Source organism: Mycolicibacterium sp. Y3 (genome assembly GCF_051188035.1).
Taxonomy (GTDB): Bacteria; Actinomycetota; Actinomycetes; order Mycobacteriales; family Mycobacteriaceae; genus Mycobacterium; species Mycobacterium fluoranthenivorans.
The window spans coordinates 5,194,475-5,216,170 of sequence record NZ_JAVQLT010000001.1 but is presented as its reverse complement, the minus strand read 5'-3'; the positions used below and the strand labels follow the sequence as shown (position 1 = coordinate 5,216,170).

The following is a 21,696-nucleotide window of genomic DNA, read 5'->3' as shown; positions in this document are numbered from 1 at the left end:
CTACGGTGCCTGACAATTCGGGCACCAGAAGCTGATCCGGTCGCCGCTGCGGTCCATCTCGATGGTGGTCCCGCAGCGGCGACACGGCTCTGCGGACCGTCCGTACACCCACACCTGCTGCCCGCGCCGGGTATCGCCGGTGGTGCACCTGTTCGTTCGTGATCTGTTGAGCCACAACATATCCCGGGCACGCTGTACCAGCCGTAGCGGATCGGAGACGGTCCCGACCCGGGCCGTGGGCCTGCGCCCGAAGACGAAGCACAGCTCGTTGGCGTACACATTGCCCACCCCGGCCATCACCCGCTGATCCAGTAGGGTCTCGGCCAGAGCGCGATCGGGATCGGCGCTCAGGTTGGCCGCCGCGCGTCGCGGATCCCAATCCTGGCCGAGCAGATCCGGGCCCAGGTGGGCGACCACGTCCTGGTCGTGGGCCCGCTCCAGGACTTCCAGTACGCCCAGATCGATACCGGTGGCCACGCCGTCCTGCGTGCCGAGCACGATGCGGATCCGGTGCGGCTCCACCCGGCCCGGACCGATCCGCCAGCTGCCGTCCATCTTGAGGTGGGAATGGATGCTGGCTCCACCATCCTCGGAGCCCACCCGGATGAACAGGTGCTTACCCCGGCTGAGCACTTCGTCGACCACGTGGCCGGTCAGATCCACCGTCGCGTAGCGCGGCACCCGGATGTCGCAGCGGGTCAACGTCTTTCCGACGAGTGCCTGCCTCAGTTTGGCGGCGGTGTGGAAGACGGTGTCACCTTCGGGCATACCATCATTGAACACCGACCCCGGTGAGAGCCTTCTGGTGCCGGTGTTGACGGTCCAGGGTGGCGAAGTAGAACGCGTAGGCGAATGCGCAACTGGTGAACAGGCTCGACACGAAGTACAGCCACGGCCGCTTGATCCCGCGCCGGTAGCCGTCGACGATGGTGAACAGGGGCAGCAGGATGACGTTGATGATGGTGTAGTCCTGGCTGGCCGAGCTCGCCGCCGGGTTGGTGTACCCGAGCGTGATGAATTCCTGCCAACTGCCCGGGCCCCAGATCGGATTGCTCGACGGGGTCGCGTATTCGGCGACATAGCGGTAGTTGAAGTAGTAGCCGATGACGGTGCCGGCGATGCCGACGAGGTAGAACGTCGCCTCCAGGGCGGAGATGTTCGGACCGGTCGCCGGGCGGGTGAAGATGTCGCGGTTGGCGTTGACGATCCAGGCGATGACGACGAGTCCGAGAATCAGGTGAACGGCGAGCGAGACCATGTCGCCAGTATGGTCCGCGCCGGGGCAAGTTTCGTCAATTTTGTCATTCCTGTGTGCCGAGTCAGCGCAGCCGCAGCCCGCGCGGCGTCCGTGCGAAACCGGCCTCGGTGAGGGCGGACTGCGCGGCCGCGCGCGCCTCGCGTCCCTCGTCGGAGGCCGGGTCCAGCACGGACACTCCGTTGACCCGTTCGACCAGCAGTGACGACAACCGCTGGTCTCGTACCAGATCGGCCAGCGCGGTGGCGGCGGCCTGCTGGGCCCCGGATTCGGCACCGAAGTTGAGCAGTGAGCGGCCGCCCCGTTCCAGGAACCACACCAGCCGGCCGTCGACCAGCACCACCAGTGCGCCGGCCTTGCGACCCGGCCGGAAGTCACCTTCGCCGGGCCAGGGCAGTGCGGCTCCGTACGGGTTGGCCGGGTCGGTCGCCGCGAGCACCACCGCATGCCAGTCGGGGCGCTCCGGGTCGACCCCGTCCAGATAACTGCGCAGCCGGTCCACCGTCGACGCCGCGGCGAACTGGGCGCCGCCCAGTGATTCGATGAAATAGCCGCGTTGACAACGCCCCGCGTCCTCGAAGGCGGTGAGCACCTTGTAGAGCATCGCGAACCCGCCGGGCAGCCCCTCGGTGGCACCGCGAGTCAGGACTCCATGCCGATTCAGCAGCAGTTCGGCCTGGAAGTGGGCGCGCACGGTCGAGTCCGGTTCCGGTGCGGGCAGTGCCGACCAGCGCCCGGAGACCTTCGGGTCGGTGCGTGGCGCGGGATGTGCGATCCGGTATCGGCTCAGCTTCGGCGGGCGCTGGCGCTGCCGGTGTGCGGGTGCCCGGCGAGACCCGTGCAGTACCGCCCGCACCGGGGCGAACGTGTCGCCGGTGACCATGCCGGCCCAGATCAACTCCCACAGCGCAGCGCTGAACGTGCTTTCCTTACCGTCTTCGGTGAGTTGCCGGAAGAAGAACGCGCCGCCGGCGGACAAGGTGTCCAGCAGGGCACGGTGGGTGTCGGTCAATTCGATCGCGGCGGGCGCGGGCAGGGTCAGCGGTGCCGAGTCGGCCAGATGGAAGACCACCCAGCCGTCGGCGGCCCCGATCTGTCCGGCACCGGACCAGGTCACCTCGCCGGAGGCCAGCAGTTCGTCGAGCATGGCGGGCTGATAGTCGGCGACCCGTTGCGGCAGCACCAGAGATTCGACCGCCGAGGCCGGCAGAGCCACCCCGGCCAGCTGATCGATCACCGCGGCCAGCCCGTCGACGCCGCGGTTGTTCGTGGATCCGACGTGCTGCCAGGCCGGCAGGAACCGGCCATAGGCGGCGGGGCTGACCGGTTCCACCGCGGCGCGCAACGCCGCCAAGGACCGTCGCCGCAGGATCTTCAGAACCGTTGCGTCACACCACTGTTCGCCACGCGGGCCCGATGCCGCCGCCGGGCCGGCTGCGGCATCGCTGAACTCACCGCGCACGAGTTTGCCGTCCGCGGCCATCCGGCCCAGCACATCGGCGGTCACCCGCAGCCCCAGCCCGAACCGCGCGGCCGCATCGGCGGTGCTGAACGGGCCGTGGGTGCGGGCGTAACGACCCAGCAGTTCGCCCAGCGGATCGCTGACGGACTCCAGGAACGTCAGCGGAACTCCGACCGGTACGGCTACCCCGACACCGTCGCGCAACAACCCGATGTCTTCGATCGACACCCACCAGGTCGACCCGGCGAATGTCACCGTCAGCGCCCGGCGTGCGGTGCGCAGGCCTTCCAGCCAGCCACCGATCTCCGTCGTGGTGCAGCGGTCGGCCAGTTCCTCCGCCGTGAGCGGGCCGAGCAACCGCAGCAGGTCGGCGATACCCTCCGCGTCGCGGGCGGCCCGGTCGGGATCGAGATGCTGTAACTGACGGGCGGTCGCGGCGAGCACCTCGGGGTCGAGCAGGTCCCGCAGCTCGACCCGGCCGAGCAGTTCGGCGAGCAGCACGCTGTCCAAGGACAGCGCGGCCGCCCGGCGTTCGGCCAGCGGGCTGTCGCCCTCGTACATGAACGCGCCGACGTAGCCGAACAGCACGGACGCCGCGAAAGGTGAGGGCGTGGTGGTCTCGACGTCGATCAATCGCACCCGGCGCTGTGCGATCCGGCTCATCAGGTCGGTCAGCGCCGGCACGTCATAGACGTCCTGCAGGCATTCGCGGACGGTCTCCAGCACAATCGGGAAGTCGGGGTACTTACGGGCCACGTCGAGCAGCTGTGAGGCCCGCTGGCGTTGATGCCACAGCGGTGACCGTTTGCCCGGATTCCTGCGCGGCAGCAGCAGCGCACGGGCCGCGCATTCGCGGAACCGGGAGGCGAACAGTGCCGACCCGCCCACCTCGGTGGTGACGAGTGGCTCGATCTCGTCGGCCTCGAACACGAAAATATCTGCCCCGGGCGGCTTTTCATCCGTATCGGGCAGCCGGACGATGATGCCGTCATCGGAGGCCGTCGGCTTCTCGTCGATGCCGTAGCGCTCGTGTAGCCGCCGCGACACGGCCAGTGCCAGCGGGCCGTGCACCCGCAGCCCGTACGGGGAGTGCAAGATCAGCCGCCAGTCACCCAGCTCGTCGTGGAACCGTTCCACCACCAGCGTGGTATCGGTGGGCACCACGCCGGTGGACTGGCGTTGTTCGTCGAGCAGTTGCCACAGATTGTCGGTGGCGAAATCATCGAAACCGGTTTCTGCGCAGCGCACCTCGAAGTCCGCGCGGCCCAGCGCAGCCAGCTCGCCGGTGAACCGACCGACCGCGGCGCCCAACTCGGCGGGCCGGCCCACGCTGTCACCGCGCCAGAACGGCAGCCGTGCCGGCTGACCGGGTGCGGGCAGCACCATCACGCGGTCGTGGGTGATCTCGGTGATCCGCCAGCTGGTGGCGCCGAGCGAGATGACATCGCCCGGACGCGACTCGTAGACCATCTCCTCGTCGAGTTCCCCGACCCGGGAGGGTTTTTCGGTGGCGAGGTAGACGGTGAACATGCCGCGGTCGGGAATCGCGCCGCCGGAGGTGACCGCCAGCCGCTGCGCCCCGGGCCGCGCGGTCAGGGTGGCTCCAAGTTCCCCGCCGCGGTCATAGACCAGTCGCGGGCGCAGTTCGGCGAATTCGGTGGACGGGTACTTCCCGGACAACAGATCCAGCGTCGCCTCGAATGCGCTACGGGGCAGGGTCGCGAAGGGAGCGCTGCGGCGCACCGTGTCGAACCAGGTCTCGACGTCCAGCGGTTCCAGCGCGGCCGCGGCCACGGTGTGCTGGGCGAGGATGTCGAGCGGATTGGCCGGCACCGCCATCGACTCGATCTCGCCGGCCTGCATCCGTTGCACCGTGACCGCGCAGTCGATCAGGTCGGTGCGATGGTTGGGGAACAGCACGCCCTGAGATATCTCGCCGACCTGGTGACCGGCACGGCCGATGCGCTGCAGGCCGCTGGCCACCGAGGGGGGCGCCGAGACCTGGATGACGAGGTCCACCGCACCCATGTCGATGCCCAGTTCCAGGCTGGAGGTGGCGACGACGGCTTTGAGCCGCCCGCTTTTCAGGTCGTCCTCGACGGCGGCGCGCTGCTCCTTGCTCACCGAGCCGTGATGGGCGCGGGCCAGCAGGGTGGGTGCGCCGAAGCTCTGGCCGCTGGCCATGACGTGGGCGGGGGCGCCGCCACCCACCTTCGGGTTGTGCCCCTCGGGCAGTTCGATACCGGTGCGCTCGGCGTGGATCTCGTTGAGCCGGGACGTGAGTCGCTCGGCCAGGCGCCGGGAATTGGCGAAGACGATCGACGACTGATGCGCTTCGATCAGGTCGACGATGCGCTCCTCGACATCCGGCCAGATCGAGTTGTCGGCCAGATTCGCCATATCCGGCACGGGTACCTGGACCTTGAGGTCGAAGGTCTTGTCGGCAGGTGGGGCGACGATATGCGCCGGGGTGGACCCGGCCAGGAAGCGCGCCACCTCCTCGGGCGGGCGTACGGTCGCCGACAGTCCGATGCGCTGGGCCGGAGCGTCGAGCAGGGCGTCGAGGCGCTCCAGCGAAAGGGCCAGGTGCGCACCGCGTTTGGTGCCCGCGACGGCGTGTACCTCGTCGACGATGACGGTGTGCACCGAGGTCAGCGTGTCCCGGGCGGACGAGGTGAGCATGAGGAACAGCGACTCGGGGGTGGTGATCAGGATGTCCGGCGGCCTCGCGATCAGCTCACGGCGCTGCTTGGGCGGGGTGTCCCCGGATCGCACGCCCACGGTGATGGCCGGGGCCTGCTCGCCGAGCCGTTCGGCCACCCGGGCGATACCGGTGAGCGGGGTGCGCAGGTTGCGTTCGACGTCGACGGCGAGGGCTTTCAGCGGCGACACGTAGAGCACCTTGGTGCCGCGGCTCGGTTCGGTACGGGCGAGCTGATCGATGGCCCAGAGGAACGCCGCCAGCGTCTTGCCGGAACCGGTGGGCGCGATGACCAGGGTGTGCCGCCCGTCGGCGATCGCGGACCAGGCCTCGGACTGCGCCAGGGTGGGGGCCGGGAAGGTGCCCGCGAACCACTGCCGGGTCAGCTCGCTGAACCGGCCCAGCGGATCGGGTGGGGCCATCAGTCCATAGTGCCGCCCACCACCGACAACTCCGCGATTTGTGCACGTTCACCGGCGATCGGCGCCGGTGAACGTGCACAAATCGCTGGTCAGCGGGCGTCGGGCGCGACTGCAGTGGCCAATGAGGCAGGGATGCCGGGGACTCGGCCGACCGCGTCGAGCAGGGCGTGGGCACAGGTGTCGGCAACGAAATCGCGGTCCAGCGACGCGTCGAGCACCCGTTGCCGGCAGAACTCGAAGGTGAAGGCCAGCCAGCCGTACACCGTGACCCGCAGATCGCGGGCCAGCTCCGGCGTGGCGGTATCGCCCGCGACCGCGGTGATCGCGCCGATGATCCGGTCGGCCTGGCGGTCGTTGTCCAGTTCGTCGATCCCGCGCAGCACCGGGTCGACACGGCCCATGCCCATATACGCCGCCCAGGCGCCGTGCGGGTGTTCCTCGTCGTACCGCAGGTAGGCCAGTACTCCCGCGCGCACCTGACTGAACAGCGTCTGCCCCGGCTCAGATGCGTGGTTGGTGGCCTGGAACAGGCGCTCACCCTCGGCGCGGACCACCGCGGCGAAGAACGCGCGCTTGTCCGGGAAGTAGTGATACATCAGCGCACGGGAGATGCCGGCCCGTTCGGCGATCTCGTCGATGCGGACCTCGTCATAGGGGCGTTGCCCGAACACCTCGGCGCCGAGGTTCAGCAGTTCGGTGCGCCGGTCGTCCGGGGACAGGCGTCGCCGCGATTCCCCCATGCGGGAATCGTAATGCGCAGGTGTGTAACAGCAGCCGGTGCCCTGCGATATCTGGCCAGCGGTCGACCGGGCAGCTTGACTCTTCCCCTGCGGGAGACTGCACCGTGGTGGTCATGACACTCCATCACCGCAAGAACGCACAATCCGAATGGGATGCGCTCCCAGCGATCGTCAAGACCTACCTCACCGCGCATGCGGCCGGCGAGGACAGCACAGTGCTCTCGGTATTCGCGGCCGATGCCGTTGTGACCGACGAAGGGCATGATCATGTCGGCCACGAGCAGATCAACGCCTGGCTGACCGGTCCTGCCGGCGAGTACACCTACACAACAGAATTCGCGGGCGCCACCGTGGTTGACGCTGAGAACGTCCATGTCCTGCAACACCTGGAGGGGAACTTTCCAGGCGGTGTCGCCGACCTGCGCTATCGGTTCTCGCTGGCGGGTGCGCTGATCAGCAGACTGGTCATCGAGCCCTGACCGTGCTCCAGGTCGACGCTCCATCTCGACCCGTCACGGCGCGCCCGATCCCCGAACCGGTCACCCACCCAGCGCGCGCTGATACCGCCGCATCCCTGCGATCCAGCGGTCGTAGTCGGCACCCTTTCCCCGGTACATGTCCAGCACCGCTTGGTGCGGCAGCACCAGGAACCGTTCGTGGCGTACACCCGCCAGCGTTGCGGCAGCCACCTCCTCGGCGGTGAGCACCTGGCCCGCGGTGGTGACCGAATCGGCGGCCAGCCGGGTGGCCGGATCCGTGGAATCGCGGATATCGGTGAGCAGCGGCGTGTCCACCCCCATCGGGCAGACGCAGGTGACACCGATCCCGTTGTCCCCATAGGTGATCGACAACCACTCGGCGAAGCCCACCGCGGCGTGTTTGGTGACGGCGTAGCCGGCCGCGCCCACCTGGGTGAGCAAGCCGGCCGCCGAGGCGACGCTGACGAAATACCCGCCGCGCTGCAGCCACTCGGGCACCAGGGCGTCCGCCGCCCGGATGTGGGAGCGCAGGTTCACGTCCAGCACCCGGTCCCACTCGGCTTCGGTGCCGAGCCCGGGTGCGCCGATGATGCCGGCATTGGCGACGTAGATGTCGACCGGCCCGAACTGCGCCCGCGCGGTCTCGATCAGTGTGGCGATACCCCCGGTCGAACCGGCATCTGCTGACACTCCGACGGCGTGATCCCCGATCGACTCAGCGGTCTGGGCGGCCGCGACTCCGTTGAGGTCTCCGGCCACCACCGACGCGCCGGCCGCCGCGAACGCATGGGCCAACGCCCGTCCGATACCCGAACCCGCCCCGGTGATGACGGCCACCCGGCCTTCGATCTGCATGAGACGCGTCTACCAGTGCTCAGCGCACGAGCTCACGCAGCTCCCGCTTGAGTACCTTGCCGTAGCTGTTCTTGGGCAGCTCGTCGACGTGGACATACCGCTTGGGTCGCTTGAAGCGGGCGATGCGCTCCAGCAGATGCGTGTCGAGAGCGTCCTCGGTGGCGGTCCCGACGATGAAAGCGACGACCACCTCACCCCATTCGTCGTCCGGGGCGCCCACGACGCATGCCTCCACGACGTCGGGGTGCTCGATCAGGACTTCCTCGACCTCACGCGGATAGATGTTGCTGCCACCGCTGATCACCACGTCCTTGCTGCGATCCCGCAGGGTGAGGAATCCGCGCCCGTCGAACGACCCCAGGTCACCGGTGCGCAACCACCCGTCGACCAGGGTGGCCGCCGTCGCCGCTGCGTTGTTCCAGTACCCGGACATGACGACGTCACCGCGACAGACGATTTCGCCGACCTCGTCGATACCGGCCGGGGTGCCGTCATCGTCGAGCACGGCGACCTCCACACCGGACCGCGCATAGCCGACCGAACCGAGCACCGCGTCGCTCGCGTCGAGATGATCGTGGCGGCGCAACCCGGTGATCGTCATCGGCGCCTCGCCCTGGCCGTACAGCTGCACGAAGATCGGGCCGAAGGCGGCCATCGCCTTCTTGAGACTGTCCACGTACATCGGTCCGCCGCCGTAGACCACCGTCGTCAGGTTCTGCGGGCGTGGACGGCCGGTTGCCACCAGACGCTGCACCATCGTCGGTGCCAGGAAACAGCTCACGCCCGGATGGTGATCGCACAGGTCGAGGAATTCCGCGGGTTCGAACCCCGCCGATTCGGGGATGACCTGCCGCGCCGCGCGCAACACGTACGGCGCGATGTACAGACCGGAACCGTGCGACATCGGCGCACCGTGAATCAGGCTGTGATTCTCGTCCGGTGCGTCGAAGTCGGCGAGATGCGCCACCGTCATCGCCATCAGATTGCGATGTGACAGCATGGCGCCCTTGGATTTTCCGGTGGTGCCGCTGGTGTAGAACAGCCAGGCCAGGGCGCCCGGATCGGTATTCGCGCGCACCGCCGGAGCATGGGTCAGGCGGACGTCGTAACCCGCGCCGCCGAGGACTTCCACCGGCGCACCGTCGAGCCCCACCGCGATCTTGGGGGAGGCGAACACCAGTGACACACCGGCATCGTCGAGGATCTGCGCCATCTCGCGCGGATGCAGCTTGAAGTTGATCGGTACCACGACACACCCGGAAGCCCACACCGCGAACATCACTTCGATGATCTCCGGCCGGTTCTCGCTGGCGATGGCGATCCGGGCGCCGGTGTCATGCGTTGCGGTGATGGAACCGGCCAGTCGCAGGGCCCTGTCGCGCAACTGTGCCCAGGTGTGCAGCTGCCGGGTGCCCAGGTATACCGCGCCGCGGTCGCCGAAGCGGGCGGCGGCCTGGTCGAGTACGCCGAACAGGTTCACTGCTGGACCCACCGCGAGTCGAGTGCGAAATCTGACAGGTACTTCGTCGAGCTCCAACCGCCGTCGACGACGATGGTCTGGCCGTTGATGAAACTCCCTGCGGGAGAACACAGGAACGCCACCGTGCCGGCGATGTCGTCGACGGTGCCCAGGCGGGTGTGCGGTGTCATCTCGGTGTTGATCTTGCGGAACCGGTCATCCTCGAGGCGGGTGGCGACCATCGGGGTCAGCGTCACACCCGGTGCCACCGCGTTGCACCGGATGCCGTGGGCACCGTACTGGCAGGCGATATGTGTGGTCAGCGCGGTCAGTCCGCCCTTCGCCGCGGAGTACGCCCCGCCGCGCAGCCCGCCCACCACCGCGAAGGTGGAGGTGACGTTGATGATGGCCGAGCCGGACGGCATGTGCGGCAACGTGTCCCGGGACAGCCGGAACGGGGACCGCAGCATCAGGCCCAGGAAATGGTCCAGTGCTTCGTCATCGGTCTCGTGCAGTGGCTTGGGGCTGCCCACGCCGGCGTTGTTGATCAGATAGTCGACGTGCCCCCATGTCGACACTGCGGTTTCCACGATGCGCTTCGGCGCGTCATCGTCGACCAGATCGGCGACCAGGGTGTGCACGGATTCGCCGCCGGCGGCACGTAGTTCGGCGAGCCGGTGCTCGTCACGGCCCACACCCAACACGGTCATCCCGGTTTCGGCGAGCAAGGTGGCGCAGCGGAATCCGATGCCGCTGCTGGCGCCCGTCACGATCGCTACCTGCATGTCAGCCTCTCACCAGGGTTGCTCGGATCTTGTGCTTCAGCACTTTTCCCGCGTCGTTGCGCGGTAGTGCCTCCCATATGACGACCTGCTCGGGTGCCTTGAATCTGGCGACCCCGTGCTCGTCGAGCAGGCTGCGCAGCGCGGCCACATCGGGTGGGGGGTTCTCGGTGCTGACGATGACCGCACACGCGCGTTCCCCGGTGCGCTCGTCGGGAATGCCCACGATCGCGATCTCGTCGATACCTGGATGCCCGATGAGGATGTCTTCGATCTCCTTGGCGGAGATGTTCTCGCCGTTGCGGATGATGAGGTCCTTGGCGCGGCCGGTCACCACCAGGTAGCCGTCCGGCGTGAGCCGGCCGAGGTCCCCGGTGCGGAAGTACCCGTCGGCATCGAGGTCGTTGTCCTGCGCGTGTAGGTAACCCACCAGCATCTGGGGGCCACGCACCCGGATCTCACCGTCGACCACCGCGATATCGGCGATACCGGGTCTGCCGTCGGTGTCGGCGGCGCAGTCGGGGTCCTCGGGGGACCCCACGGTGCTGACCGGCACTTCGGTGGACCCGTACACCCTTGTCACCAAGGCGTTTTCGAAGCTCTGGGTGGCGCGCCGGATCAACGACGGCGGTACCGACGCCCCGCCGCAGACGAAGACCTTCAGATCGGGAAGCCGGGTGCCGGCCCGCTCGGCCGCGCCGAGCAGGCCCTCCAGGAACGGGGTCGCCCCGGCCATATGGGTGCATCGGTGGGTGGTCATCAGCGCCACCGCCGCGTCCGGGTCCCAGTTCTCCATGAGCACGGCGGTGGACCCCAACAGCAGCGGGCACTCGAAAGCGTAGATCGAGCCGCCGATATGGGCGATCGGCGAGGGCACCAGGAAGGTGTCACCGGCGTCGACCCGCCAATGCGCACCGATCTGCGCTATCAGTGCACCGATCGAACGATGACTGTGCAGAACACCTTTCGGGCGCCCGGTGGTGCCCGAGGTGTACATCAGCATGCGCACGGCCGCGGGATCGTGGGTCTGGGGGACCAGGGGCTCCCCGGAGAGAAGAGACACGTAATCGGTGAGTCCGTGGCCGCGGACCACCACCACCTGCGGCGGTGTGGTCAGCTTTGCCGCCACCCGGGCCAACATCGCGGGATAGTCGTACCCGCGGAACACTCCCGGTACGAAGATCATTCGGACATCCGCGTCGGCGAGAATGAACTGCAGTTCACGATCGCGCAGGGATGGCAGTACCGGGTTGACCACCATGCCCGCCCACGTCGCGGCCAGGTACACCACCGCCGCCTCGTGCCAGTTCGGCAGCATGAACGACACCACACTGCCGGGCGGCATCCGCTCGGACATGGACCGGGCGAGTGCAGCGGCCCGGTCCCGCAGCGTCGCGGCGTCCACCCGGGTGTCGCCGTCCACGATGAGCACCCGCCCCGGATCGTGCTGCGCCGTCTCGCGCAGGGTGTCGGCGAGTGTCTGGGGCGAGCGAAGCGACGGGGGAGGGGTCTGGGGCGAGCGAAGCGACGGGGGAATGGTGGTCACGGTGTGACGCGCCGCATCGTCATCGAGTGCCGGTACTGCGTTGCCGGGTGGGTGTTCACGGTGACCTGGGCGATGTCACCGTCGGAGGTCGTGTAGGTGCGCTGCATCTGCAGCGCCGGCGCGCCCGCGGTGACGCCCAGTGCTACGGCCAGGTCGTCGGACACCAGCACAGCGGCGATCTCTTGGTGGACGTCGACGACGCTGATACCGAACAGGTCTTCGATGAGCGGGAAGATCGGGCCCGAATGGCGTTGTAGCAGACGGCCGACCGCGGCGAAGGCCCGGTTGATGTAGTACTCGGTGCGGCAGATCGGGTTGCCGTCGGTGGCGCGACGGTACCCGGTCACGGCCAACCACTGCTCACCGATATCGAGCCCGGTGCGCTCGGCGGTCTCGGCGTCGATGGTGACCATCGCGTTCGACTCGATGTCGAACTGCGCACCTGCGGCGAAGGCCAGCAGGTCGTCGATCGACATCACGTCCTGCGCATAGGAACTCGACGAGGTGCGGGGGATGACCTGGGTGCCGGTTCGAGGACGGGAGGACACCAGATGGTCATCGCGCAGGCGGCGCAACGCCTCCCGCACGGTGTAACGGCTCACCGCGAACCGTTCGCAGAGCTCATGTTCGGTCGGCAGCTGGGATCCGACGGGGTATATCCCGTCCACGATCTCCTTGCGCAGCGTGCGGGCCACCTGAAGGTAGCGATGTTCGGTGGCCTCGGTCGTCATGTCTGGGCTCCCACTCGTGTCACGCCTTTCCGCAGCGCGAGCACGCTGCCCTCCCCGTCGGCCGACACGTACAGCGTCCCGTCGGGGCCCGCGGTGATCCCGGCGAACGGTCCCTGCGGCCCGGAGAACGGCGGCATGCCGCGCAGTGGTTTGGGTGTCACCCCGGGAGGGGCCCCGATGGGGAGGCCGGCGGCCAGGGTGTCACGGGCCCCGGTGATCAAGTCGACCGACAGTACGGCCTTGGATCCGGCGTCGACGATATAGAGCACGTTGCCACGCACCAGGATTCCCTGCGGTGTCACCAGATCGTCCACGGCCGTTTCGGTGCCCGATCCGGTCACGCGTAGGACCGCGCCGGCCACCGATACCAGTGGATGACCGTTTGGATCGATCGCGACGCCCACCGGGGTGTCCAGGCCGGTGGCCAGCGTGTCGGTGCCGGTGGCACCGATCGCCAGCAGTCGACCGGTGCCCTGTTCCACCACGATCGGTGTATCGCCCGCCAGTGCCACACCGTAGAGCTGGTCCAAACCGTCTGCCAGATAATCGGTTTCGTGGGCCGCGGGCCGATAGCGTGCCACCTGGCCACCCGAGGTGGTGACCACGAATTCGCCCGGACCCGACGGCGCCAGCCCCCGGAGGAAGCCGGGGTAGCCGGGGCTGAACAGCATGCCCACGGTCCGTAGGGCGCCCTCGGGTGTGACCAGGTAGAAGTAGGTGCCGTCGGCGACGTACAGGTTGCCGCCGGCGTCGACGGTGAGGTCCAGCGGCCAGTTCAGCCCACCCGGCAGCATCGTCGCGGTCTGCCCGTCGGGCGAGACCTCGGTGATCAGACCGGTGAAGGTGGAGACGAAAAGCCTTCCGTCGACGAAGGCACAGTTGTCCAACCCGGGGGTGAGGGTCGCCAGTACGGTGTGTCTGCCGCTGCGCGGGTCGATCCGGAGCACCTGCCCGCTGGCCACCTGCGTGGAGACGATGTCACCGTTGGCATCGAACTTCACCGAGTCGGGAACCCCGAGATCGCCGGTCACCACCTCGGGTTCGCCGCCGTCGGGGTCGACCCGCCAGATCTGGTTGGCGTTCATCACCGGGAAGTACAGCAAGCCGTCCGGTCCGACCTCCATCGCATTGGGGGACGGCAGATCCGCCAGGATCAGCCGGGGCTCGCCGCCGCCCGGGTCCAGCTCGAACAGCCGGCCGCCTTCGCGGCATTCGTTCACGAACAGCCGTCCGTGGTGAACGGTGATGCCGTTGGCCGACGGCAGGTCGTCGCGCAGCACGCGGGTCCGGCCGGTGGCCTCGCGTGCGCTGACCCGGCCGTCCATCACCTCGGTGGCGTACAGCGTTCCGTCCGGCCCGAATGCGACGTCATCGGGAGCGATGATGTCACCACCTTTGGCGCTGATCGTCTCGATGGTGCCCGTGTTCACGTCGACGGCACTGATCTGGCTGCCGGTGACCTGCGCGATGTAGAGCCGCCCGTCCGGGCCGGTACGCACACCGTTCGCGCCGAACAGCCGACTGGGCTCGGTCAATCGCGTCACGGTCCATCCGGCCGCCGCCTCCGGCGCCGTGCCGGCGGTATATCGGCCGGCCTGCAGGGTGGTCATGGGCAGGACGCTACCAAGGTCGAACTAGTCCAGACAATAGAGACTAGAGGGTCTGTTAGCGGTCTTGACGCAGCAAATGCCCTGCGGAATAGTGTTCTGCAATATGAAGAACGTGAATTCTTGTACGGACAATTGAGACCGTGAACGAGCTGCTGAATCTCGCCGGCCGCATCGTGGTGGTGTCGGGCGCCGGTGGCGGCGGTATCGGTACGACGGTCACGCGGCTGACCGCCGAGGCCGGTGCGACGGTCATCGCGGTGAGCCGGTCGCAGGACAATCTCGACACCCACGTCGCGCCCCTGGCCGACAAGGGCTTGGCAGTACTGCCGGTGGCGGCGGACGCCTCGACCGATGAGGGCATCGCCACGGTGATGGATGTGGTCCACCATGCCGAGGGCGCGCTCTACGGACTGGTGAATGTCGCCGGCGGAGCGGCTCCGTCGACCTGGATGCCGTCGACCAGGGTGACGCGTCAGGACTGGCGGGACCTGTTCGCCGCCAACCTGGAGACCATGTTCTTCATGAGCCAGGCCGTGGCAAGCGAGCTGCGCGCGGAGTCCAAACCCGGCTCGATCGTCTCGGTGTCGTCGATTTCCGGGATGAACTCCGCGCCCTTCCACGTGGCCTACGGCACCGCCAAAGCGGCGATCGTGGCCGCCACCAGAACGCTCGCCGCGGAGCTTGCCCCGGAAGGCATCCGGGTCAACGCGGTGGCCCCAGGTGTCACCGAGACCGCCGCCTCGGCGACGTATGTCGACGCCGATCCCGACCGAGATCGGCGGGCCATCGCGATGGGGCGCCGGGGGACACCCGAGGAGCAGGCCGGCGCGATCCTGTTCCTGCTGTCGGATCTCTCGAGCTACGTCACCGGGCAGACACTGCTGGTCGACGGTGGCCTGAACCTGCGCTGGACGCATCTGGGAGCGGACAACACGTCGCTCTTCCTGAAAGACGAGAACTTCCGCGACGCCATCAGGAGGATCCAGTGACCCACACCGAATCCGATCTCGACGCCGCCATCGAGATCGACGCCGCACCCGATGACTCCACGGGCGAGATCGCCGAGGACCTGTCCACGCCGATGACCATCCCGGTGGACGCGTACATCTCACCGGTCTATGCCCGCCACGAACGGGACCGGCTGTGGCGCAAGGTGTGGCAGCAGGTCGGTCGGGTCGAGGAGATCCCGGAGATCGGCAGCTACCTGACCTACGACATCCTCGACGACTCGATCATCGTGGTGCGAACGGGTCCGGCGGAATTCACCGCACACCACAACGTCTGCATGCACCGCGGGCGCAAGCTGATCGACAACCCCGAGGGCGCCAAGAACGCGACCGGCCGGGCACGCAAGTCGTTCGTCTGCGGTTTCCACGGCTGGACCTACGGGCTCGACGGGACCTGTACCCACATCCGTGAGCAGGACGACTGGCAGGGCGCACTCACCCCGCACAACACGCACCTGGCACCCGTTCGGGTCGACACCTGGGGTGGCTGGCTGTTCATCAACATGGACCCGCACTGCGAACCGCTGGCCGACTACCTCTTCCCGGCCGCCAAGATCCTCGATCCGTTCGGGCTGGAGAACATGCGCTACAAGTGGCGCAAATGGCTGTACTTCGACTGCAATTGGAAAGTCGCGATGGAGGCCTTCAACGAGACCTACCACGTGTTCACCACCCATCCGGAGTTCAACAAGTTCGGCGAGTTCAAAGGCTGGGCCAAGGCGCAGGGCAAGCACAGCAATATCGGCTATGACGCGCCGAAGGGCATGGACGAGACCAAATCCAAGATCCGTCTGGGCACCGGAGACCCGCGCATCTCCACCGCAGAAATGCAGGTCTACACCATGGAGGAGACCAACGCGACGACGACGAAGACGTTGGTCGACGCTGCCAGGCGCCTCGTCGACGAACTGCCCGAGGGCACGCCGGCCGACGAGGTGCTCGCGCACTGGCTGGCCTCGGCCCGCCGCGACGACGAGGCCCGCGGCGTGATCTGGCCGACCATCCCACCCGACATCCTCGGCCAGAGCGGCACGGCGTGGCAGCTCTTCCCGAACTTCCAGGTGGGCCAGGGCCTGACCAGTGCGCTGTGCTACTCCGCGCGCCCCGATCCGAGTTACAACCCGGACAAGTGCATCTTCGAGGTCGCGGTCTTCGAGCTGTATCCGAAAGGTGCAGAGCCCGAGACGGAATGGGTCTACACCCCGAAGGGCTCCCCGAACTGGCTGTCGGTGCTGCCGCAGGATTTCTCCAATATGGCGGCGGTACAGCAGGGCATGAAGTCGGCGGGTTTTCCCGGCACGCTGCCCAATCCGTACCGCGAGCGCAGCACGGTCAACCTGCACCACCAGCTGTCGAAGTACATGGGCGACGGAGAGCCCCAAGACATCTAGCGATTTCGGCGCGCTGACGCTCGCTCAGCGATCGCGAGCGCGCCGAAATCATGAGAAGGAGAGACGAAAATGAAGGTCAACCTCGGCACCGGCGCGCAGAACTCGCAGGACTGGGACCGGGTGATGGCGGGCGATTTCAGTACCCCGCCCGCCACACCGGACTATCAGTGCGTCCAGGCCGCGCTGGCGCTGGGTGATCTGGCCGAGCCGCTGGGGTTCGACGGCATCTGGTTCCCCGAGCACCAGGGCACGCCATACGGTATGACGCCCAACCCGATTCAGGCGCTCACCTACTTCGCCGGGCGTACCGAGCGGGTCAGCCTGGGCACCTTCGTGGCGGTCGCACCATGGTGGAATCCGGTGCGGCTGGCCCACCAGATCGCCTACCTGGACATCGTCTCCAACGGCCGGTACAACACCATCGGTATCGGGCGCGGTGTGTCCAAGGCCGAGTTCGATGCCGTCGGGGTGCCCCGCGAGGAGAGCCGGCAGCGGTTCAACGAAACCCTGGACATCCTGGAGTTGGCATTCTCCGGTGAGCGGTTCTCCTATGAGGGCGAGATCTTCACGTTCCCGGAGATGTCGCTGCGCCCCGAGCCGATCAGCAAGGATCTGTTCTCCCGCATCTACAGCTCGTCCTCGACCGCCGAGTCACTGGAGATCCTGTCGCGGCGCGGCATGGTGCCGCTGTTCGTCGGCAACAAGCCGATCTGGGATGCCGGGGAGGAGGTCCGCAAGGTCAACACCTTCCGCGCCGAAGAGGGATTCGAGCCCTGTCAGCCCAAGAACGTGATGTTCATGTACGTCACCGAAAAGGAGGACGACAAGCTCGCCGCCCTGACCGAGCAGTGGATCTGGACGGCCAACCGGGACGTCAACGTGCACTACGGCTTCGCCGATGCGTCGAACTTCAAGGGCGTCAAGGGTTATGAGGCCTACGCGGCGCGGGAGGCCACCGCCACCGCGGTGCTCGCGTCCGCGGTGACCGGTGACCAGAAGAAGGGCGGCCCGCCCGGATACCACGCCTCCAATCTGCTGATCGGTACCCCCGACGTGGTGTTCGAGAAGCTCAAGGCCGCGCAGGAGGCGTGCTCGTTCTCCGAAGTGACCATCGTTCCGCAGTTCGGCACCATGCCGTACGAGGACGCTTTTGCGAGCACCAGGCTGTTCGCCAAGGAGGTGCTGCCCGCCGTGCACGAGTTGGCGGCACCGCTGCACGCCGCCGCCTTGCCGGAGGGCGCCACCGTATGACGACGATCGAAAACAGCTGCGGGCCCACCGATACGCCCGCCGATATCGACATCCCGGCGATCCGCGAGAAGTACGCCGCCGAGCGGGCCAAGCGGCTGCGGTCCGAGGGGGCCGATCAATACCTGGAGCTGGAGGGCGATTTCGCCGAGTTCTACGAGGTGGATCCGTATACGACGGTGGCCGAACGGGATCCGATCACCGAAGACGCCGACATCGTGATCCTCGGCGGGGGCTTCGCCGGACTGCTGGCGGGGGCCTATCTGAAGAAGGCCGGGGTCGAGGGCATCCGCGTCATCGAGATGGCCGGTGACTTCGGTGGGGTGTGGTACTGGAATCGCTTCCCCGGAATCCAGTGTGACAACGACGCGTACTGTTATGTCCCGCTGCTGGAAGAACTCGACTTCATGCCGAGTAAGAAGTTCGCCGACGGCGCCGAGATATTCCAGCACTGCCGCAACATCGGGAAGCATTTCGGTCTCTACGACGGCGCGCTGTTCTCCACCCAGGTGCGTGAACTGCGTTGGGATGACGCAACGCGGCGCTGGCAGATCAGTACCGACCGCGGTGACGACATCCGGGCCCGCTTCGTGGTCATGGCGCAGGGTTCCTACAACCGCCCGAAGCTGCCGGGGATACCCGGTATCAAGGACTTTTCCGGGCACGTCTTCCATTCCGCGCGCTGGGATTACGAGTACACCGGGGGTGACGCCGACGGCGGTCTGCACAAACTCGCGGACAAGCGCGTCGCACTCGTCGGCACCGGTGCCACCGGCATCCAGCTGGTCCCGCACCTCGGCCGTGATGCCCGGCAGCTCTTCGTCTTCCAGCGGACGCCGTCATCGGTGGACGCGCGCTCCAACCCGCCCACCGATCCGGCCTGGGCCGCGTCGCTGCAGCCGGGTTGGCAGGAGGAACGCAAGCGCAACTTCCACAACTGGTCGCCGTTCGTCGGCGTGGTGTTCGGCGAACCAGATCTGGTGTGCGACTTCTGGACCGAGCTCGGTCGCAACCTGACCGCCCGGATCGCGGCCAGCGATGACCCGGCAGCGGTGACCATCGAACAGATCATGGCGTTCCGCGAGGAAGAGGACTACAAGATCATGGAGCGGCTGCGTCGCCGCGTCGCCGCGATCGTCGAGGATCCCGATACCGCCGAGGCCTTGAAGCCCTACTACCGCTTCATGTGCAAGCGGCCGACCTCGAGTGAGCACTATCTGGCCTCGTTCAACCGGCCCAACGTGACCCTGGTCGATGTATCGGCATCCAAGGGTGTGGAACGGCTCACCGAGAAGGGGATCGTCGCCGGCGGTGTCGAATACGAGGTCGACTGCGTGATCTTCGCGAGCGGTTTCGAGATCTCCACCGAGATCAGCCGGCGGTTCGCGATCGACCGGATCGTGGGCCGCGACGGGCTGTCGCTGTTCGACCACTGGGCCGACGATTACCAGACACTGCACGGGATGACCAGCCGTGGCTTCCCCAACCAGTTCTTCATGGGCTTCATCCAGGGTGGGGTGTCGGCCAACACCACCGCGATGTTCGAACAGCAGGCCGAGCACATCGCCTACATCATCGCCGAGGCCCAGAACCGAGGCGCCACCACGGTGGAGCCCAGCCGGGAAGGTCAGGACGCCTGGGTGTCGACGGTCCGCGAACTGGCGATCGACAATTCGGCGTTTGAACTCTCCTGCACCCCTGGTTATTACAACAACGAGGGACGCGGGGGTGCGGAACGCAACGGATCGTTCCTCGGGGACTTCTACTCGCCCGGCTTCTATGCCTTCGACGATCTGCTCGCCCAGTGGCGGGCCAAGGGTGACCTCGACGGGCTGGAACTCACGTGAGCGCTGCCCTGGGATTCGACGATCGTGTCGCCGTCATCACCGGCGGCGGCCGGGGTCTGGGCCGGGAGTACGCCCTGCTGCTGGCATCGCGAGGTGCGAAGGTCATCGTCAACGATCCGGGTAGCAGCCTCACCGGCGACGGTTCCGACGGCACTCCCGCGCAGCAGGTGGCCGATGAGATCGTCGCCGCCGGCGGGCAGGCCGTTGCCAACACCGATTCGGTGGTCACCGTCGACGGCGGAAAGGCCATCATCGACAGCGCCATCCGGCACTTCGGCGGCATCGACATCCTCATCCACAACGCCGGCACCGTGCGCCGCGGATCGCTGAAGGAGCTGAGCCCTCAGGACTTCGACGCCGTGCTGGACGTGCACCTGCGCGGCGCGTTTCACGTTGTCCGGCCGGCATTTCCGGTCATGTGTGCCGCCGGCTACGGCCGCATCGTGCTCACCTCGTCCATCGGCGGGCTCTACGGCAACCACAATGTGGCCAACTACGGGGTGGCCAAGGCCGGGCTGATCGGACTGTCGAATGTGGTGGCCCTGGAAGGAGCCGCGGACGGTGTCCGGTGCAACGTGATCATCCCCAGTGCGGTCACCCGGATGGCCGAAGGCATCGACATCTCGGCGTATCCGCCGATGGGGCCCGAGCTGGTGGCCCCGACCGTCGGCTGGCTGGCCCACGAATCCTGTTCGGTGACCGGCGAGATGCTGGTCGCGATCGGCGGCCGGGTGGCCCGCGCCTTCATCGCCGAGAGTCCCGGGGTGTACCGCCCGTCGTGGACCATCGAGGACGTCGCCGACAATATCGACGGAATCCGCGATATGTCTGAGCCGGTGATCTTCCCGCCTGCGCCCGATGGGCACACCGACCACATCCGCTACAGTTTTGCGAAGGCGACCCATGTTTGACGGACCGCTGGCCGGGGTGCGGGTCATCGACCTCACCGCCATGGTGATGGGGCCGTACTGCACCCAGATCATGGCCGACATGGGCGCCGACGTGATCAAAGTGGAACCGCCGCAGGGGGATAACACCCGATTCATTTCGGTGGGGCCGTCCCCGGGGATGAGCGGGGTGTTCGTCAACGTCAACCGCGGTAAACGGGCGATCGTGCTGGACCTGCACACCGACGACGGCAAAGCGGCGCTCCGCGGACTGATCGGGACTGCCGACGTCTTCATCCACTCGATGCGGGCCAAGGCGATCACCGCACTGGGATTCGGCTACGCCGACGTCGTCGAGCTCAACCCGTCGATCGTCTACACCAACTGTTACGGCTACGGCCGGCGCGGCCCGAATGCGGACCGGCCCGCCTACGATGACACGATCCAGGCCGAGTGCGGATTGCCTGCGGTACAACAACAGTTGACCGGGGAAGCCGGCTACGTCGGGACCATCATGGCCGACAAGGTGGCCGGCCTGACGGCGCTCTACGCCACCACGATGGCGCTGTTCCACCGGGAACGCACCGGTGAGGGCCAGGAGGTGGAGGTCAGCATGTTCGAGACGATGGCCTCCTTCATGCTCGTCGAACACGCCAACGGCGCGATGTTCTCGCCTCCGCTCGGGCCGGCCGTGTACCCGCGGGCCGTGGCACCCAACCGGCGGCCCTATGAGACCAAAGACGGTCAGATCGCCGCGCTGATCTACAACGACAAGCACTGGCGCGGATTCGTCGACCGTGTCCAACCCGATTGGAACACAGGGGAGTTCGATACGCTGGAACAGCGGGCACGCCGGATCGACACCGTGTACGGGTTGGTGGCGCAGACGCTGAAGGAACGCACCACCGAGGAGTGGCTCGGGCTGTTCCGGGACCTGGAGATCCCGGCCGCTCCGATCAACACCCTGGACGCGTTGTTCGACGACCCGCACCTCAACGCGGTCGGTCTGTTCGAGACGGTCGAAACCCCACACGGGCCGGTGCGCTTCCCCGGCGTGCCCACCTGGTTCTCCCGGACGCCCGGACGCGTTCGGGGACCGGCGCCCGAACTCGGTGCCGACACCGAGACGGTGCTGGCCGAACTGCAGGCGCTGCCTCGGCACGAGAACGTGTCCGCCGGAGATGACGCTTGCGCGGCATCCGCGCATGGCGTAGCATCGAACATACGTTCGAGTTGATTGTTGCTCCCGATACCCGGTGAGCTTTGCCCGCGAC

The 21,696-nt window shown here is 67.3% G+C and carries 17 protein-coding genes; 7 read left to right on the top strand and 10 right to left on the bottom strand.

Going from position 1 to position 21,696, the window contains the following annotated elements:
• The 4 genes from nei2 to QN239_RS25410 form a co-directional block, all read right to left on the bottom strand.
• Complete coding sequence (gene nei2, locus QN239_RS25425) at nt 1-768, bottom strand: endonuclease VIII Nei2 (RefSeq protein ID WP_090356028.1); 768 nt, start codon at nt 766-768, stop codon at nt 1-3.
• A 4-nt stretch (nt 769-772) separates the two neighbouring features.
• Nucleotides 773-1,258, bottom strand: a complete 486-nt coding sequence (locus QN239_RS25420) for a DUF2834 domain-containing protein (protein WP_499014604.1) — start codon at nt 1,256-1,258, stop codon at nt 773-775.
• 61 nt (nt 1,259-1,319) lie between these two features.
• Nucleotides 1,320-5,840, bottom strand: a complete 4,521-nt coding sequence (locus QN239_RS25415; RefSeq protein ID WP_499014602.1) for an ATP-dependent helicase — start codon at nt 5,838-5,840, stop codon at nt 1,320-1,322.
• A gap of 89 nt (nt 5,841-5,929) precedes the next feature.
• Entirely contained in the window at nt 5,930-6,580 is a 651-nt protein-coding gene (locus QN239_RS25410) for a TetR/AcrR family transcriptional regulator (RefSeq protein ID WP_499014600.1), read from the bottom strand.
• Between the two features lie 113 nt (nt 6,581-6,693).
• On the opposite strand from QN239_RS25410, the gene QN239_RS25405 reads away from it, so the two are divergent.
• Nucleotides 6,694-7,059 carry a nuclear transport factor 2 family protein gene (locus QN239_RS25405; protein ID WP_499014598.1) on the top strand — a complete coding sequence of 122 codons (366 nt, stop codon included), beginning with the start codon at nt 6,694-6,696 and terminating at the stop codon, nt 7,057-7,059.
• A 60-nt stretch (nt 7,060-7,119) separates the two neighbouring features.
• On the opposite strand, the gene QN239_RS25400 is transcribed toward QN239_RS25405, so the two are convergent.
• From QN239_RS25400 to QN239_RS25375, 6 genes are read right to left on the bottom strand one after another with little or no spacing between them, the layout of a single operon-like run.
• Nucleotides 7,120-7,914, bottom strand: a complete 795-nt coding sequence (locus QN239_RS25400; RefSeq protein ID WP_499014596.1) for an SDR family oxidoreductase — start codon at nt 7,912-7,914, stop codon at nt 7,120-7,122.
• Between the two features lie 19 nt (nt 7,915-7,933).
• Nucleotides 7,934-9,394, bottom strand: coding sequence for an AMP-binding protein (locus QN239_RS25395; protein WP_499016966.1), 1,461 nt, complete (start codon nt 9,392-9,394; stop codon nt 7,934-7,936).
• Nucleotides 9,391-10,158 carry an SDR family NAD(P)-dependent oxidoreductase gene (locus tag QN239_RS25390; protein ID WP_499014594.1) on the bottom strand — a complete coding sequence of 256 codons (768 nt, stop codon included), beginning with the start codon at nt 10,156-10,158 and terminating at the stop codon, nt 9,391-9,393. The genes QN239_RS25395 and QN239_RS25390 overlap by 4 nt, the downstream gene beginning before the upstream one ends.
• A gap of 1 nt (nt 10,159) precedes the next feature.
• The gene (locus tag QN239_RS25385) at nt 10,160-11,692 is read right to left on the bottom strand and encodes an AMP-binding protein (protein WP_499016964.1); all 1,533 of its coding nucleotides are present in this window, start codon (nt 11,690-11,692) and stop codon (nt 10,160-10,162) included.
• 5 nt (nt 11,693-11,697) lie between these two features.
• Nucleotides 11,698-12,432, bottom strand: a complete 735-nt coding sequence (locus QN239_RS25380) for a GntR family transcriptional regulator (RefSeq protein ID WP_499014593.1) — start codon at nt 12,430-12,432, stop codon at nt 11,698-11,700.
• Nucleotides 12,429-14,042 carry an SMP-30/gluconolactonase/LRE family protein gene (locus tag QN239_RS25375; RefSeq protein ID WP_499014591.1) on the bottom strand — a complete coding sequence of 538 codons (1,614 nt, stop codon included), beginning with the start codon at nt 14,040-14,042 and terminating at the stop codon, nt 12,429-12,431. The genes QN239_RS25380 and QN239_RS25375 overlap by 4 nt, the downstream gene beginning before the upstream one ends.
• Nucleotides 14,043-14,182: 140 nt before the next feature.
• Here QN239_RS25375 and QN239_RS25370 point away from each other — a divergent pair, with 140 nt between their 5' ends.
• The 6 genes from QN239_RS25370 (at nt 14,183) to QN239_RS25345 (ending at nt 21,659) form a co-directional block, all read left to right on the top strand.
• Nucleotides 14,183-15,031, top strand: coding sequence for an SDR family NAD(P)-dependent oxidoreductase (locus QN239_RS25370; RefSeq protein ID WP_499014589.1), 849 nt, complete (start codon nt 14,183-14,185; stop codon nt 15,029-15,031).
• On the top strand, nt 15,028-16,440 hold the full coding sequence (locus QN239_RS25365; protein WP_499014587.1) for an aromatic ring-hydroxylating oxygenase subunit alpha: 1,413 nt from the start codon (nt 15,028-15,030) through the stop codon (nt 16,438-16,440). Before QN239_RS25370 ends, QN239_RS25365 begins: the two co-directional genes overlap by 4 nt.
• A gap of 69 nt (nt 16,441-16,509) precedes the next feature.
• Entirely contained in the window at nt 16,510-17,691 is a 1,182-nt protein-coding gene (locus QN239_RS25360; protein WP_499014585.1) for an LLM class flavin-dependent oxidoreductase, read from the top strand.
• A complete protein-coding gene (locus QN239_RS25355; RefSeq protein ID WP_499014583.1) occupies nt 17,688-19,535 on the top strand; it encodes a flavin-containing monooxygenase in 1,848 nt (615 codons plus the stop codon). The genes QN239_RS25360 and QN239_RS25355 overlap by 4 nt, the downstream gene beginning before the upstream one ends.
• Nucleotides 19,532-20,446 carry an SDR family NAD(P)-dependent oxidoreductase gene (locus QN239_RS25350; RefSeq protein ID WP_499014582.1) on the top strand — a complete coding sequence of 305 codons (915 nt, stop codon included), beginning with the start codon at nt 19,532-19,534 and terminating at the stop codon, nt 20,444-20,446. Before QN239_RS25355 ends, QN239_RS25350 begins: the two co-directional genes overlap by 4 nt.
• The gene (locus QN239_RS25345) at nt 20,439-21,659 is read left to right on the top strand and encodes a CaiB/BaiF CoA transferase family protein (protein ID WP_499014580.1); all 1,221 of its coding nucleotides are present in this window, start codon (nt 20,439-20,441) and stop codon (nt 21,657-21,659) included. The genes QN239_RS25350 and QN239_RS25345 overlap by 8 nt, the downstream gene beginning before the upstream one ends.
• Nucleotides 21,660-21,696: the final 37 nt, after the last annotated feature.

Coding starts and splice junctions, on each gene's coding strand:
- nei2 (WP_090356028.1), bottom strand. CDS start 768: ATGCCCGAAGGTGACACCGTCTTCCACACCGCCGCCAAACTGAGGCAG.
- QN239_RS25420 (WP_499014604.1), bottom strand. CDS start 1,258: ATGGTCTCGCTCGCCGTTCACCTGATTCTCGGACTCGTCGTCATCGCC.
- QN239_RS25415 (WP_499014602.1), bottom strand. CDS start 5,840: ATGGCCCCACCCGATCCGCTGGGCCGGTTCAGCGAGCTGACCCGGCAG.
- QN239_RS25410 (WP_499014600.1), bottom strand. CDS start 6,580: ATGGGGGAATCGCGGCGACGCCTGTCCCCGGACGACCGGCGCACCGAA.
- QN239_RS25405 (WP_499014598.1), top strand. CDS start 6,694: ATGACACTCCATCACCGCAAGAACGCACAATCCGAATGGGATGCGCTC.
- QN239_RS25400 (WP_499014596.1), bottom strand. CDS start 7,914: ATGCAGATCGAAGGCCGGGTGGCCGTCATCACCGGGGCGGGTTCGGGT.
- QN239_RS25390 (WP_499014594.1), bottom strand. CDS start 10,158: ATGCAGGTAGCGATCGTGACGGGCGCCAGCAGCGGCATCGGATTCCGC.
- QN239_RS25380 (WP_499014593.1), bottom strand. CDS start 12,432: ATGACGACCGAGGCCACCGAACATCGCTACCTTCAGGTGGCCCGCACG.
- QN239_RS25375 (WP_499014591.1), bottom strand. CDS start 14,042: ATGACCACCCTGCAGGCCGGCCGATATACCGCCGGCACGGCGCCGGAG.
- QN239_RS25360 (WP_499014585.1), top strand. CDS start 16,510: ATGAAGGTCAACCTCGGCACCGGCGCGCAGAACTCGCAGGACTGGGAC.
- QN239_RS25355 (WP_499014583.1), top strand. CDS start 17,688: ATGACGACGATCGAAAACAGCTGCGGGCCCACCGATACGCCCGCCGAT.
- QN239_RS25345 (WP_499014580.1), top strand. CDS start 20,439: ATGTTTGACGGACCGCTGGCCGGGGTGCGGGTCATCGACCTCACCGCC.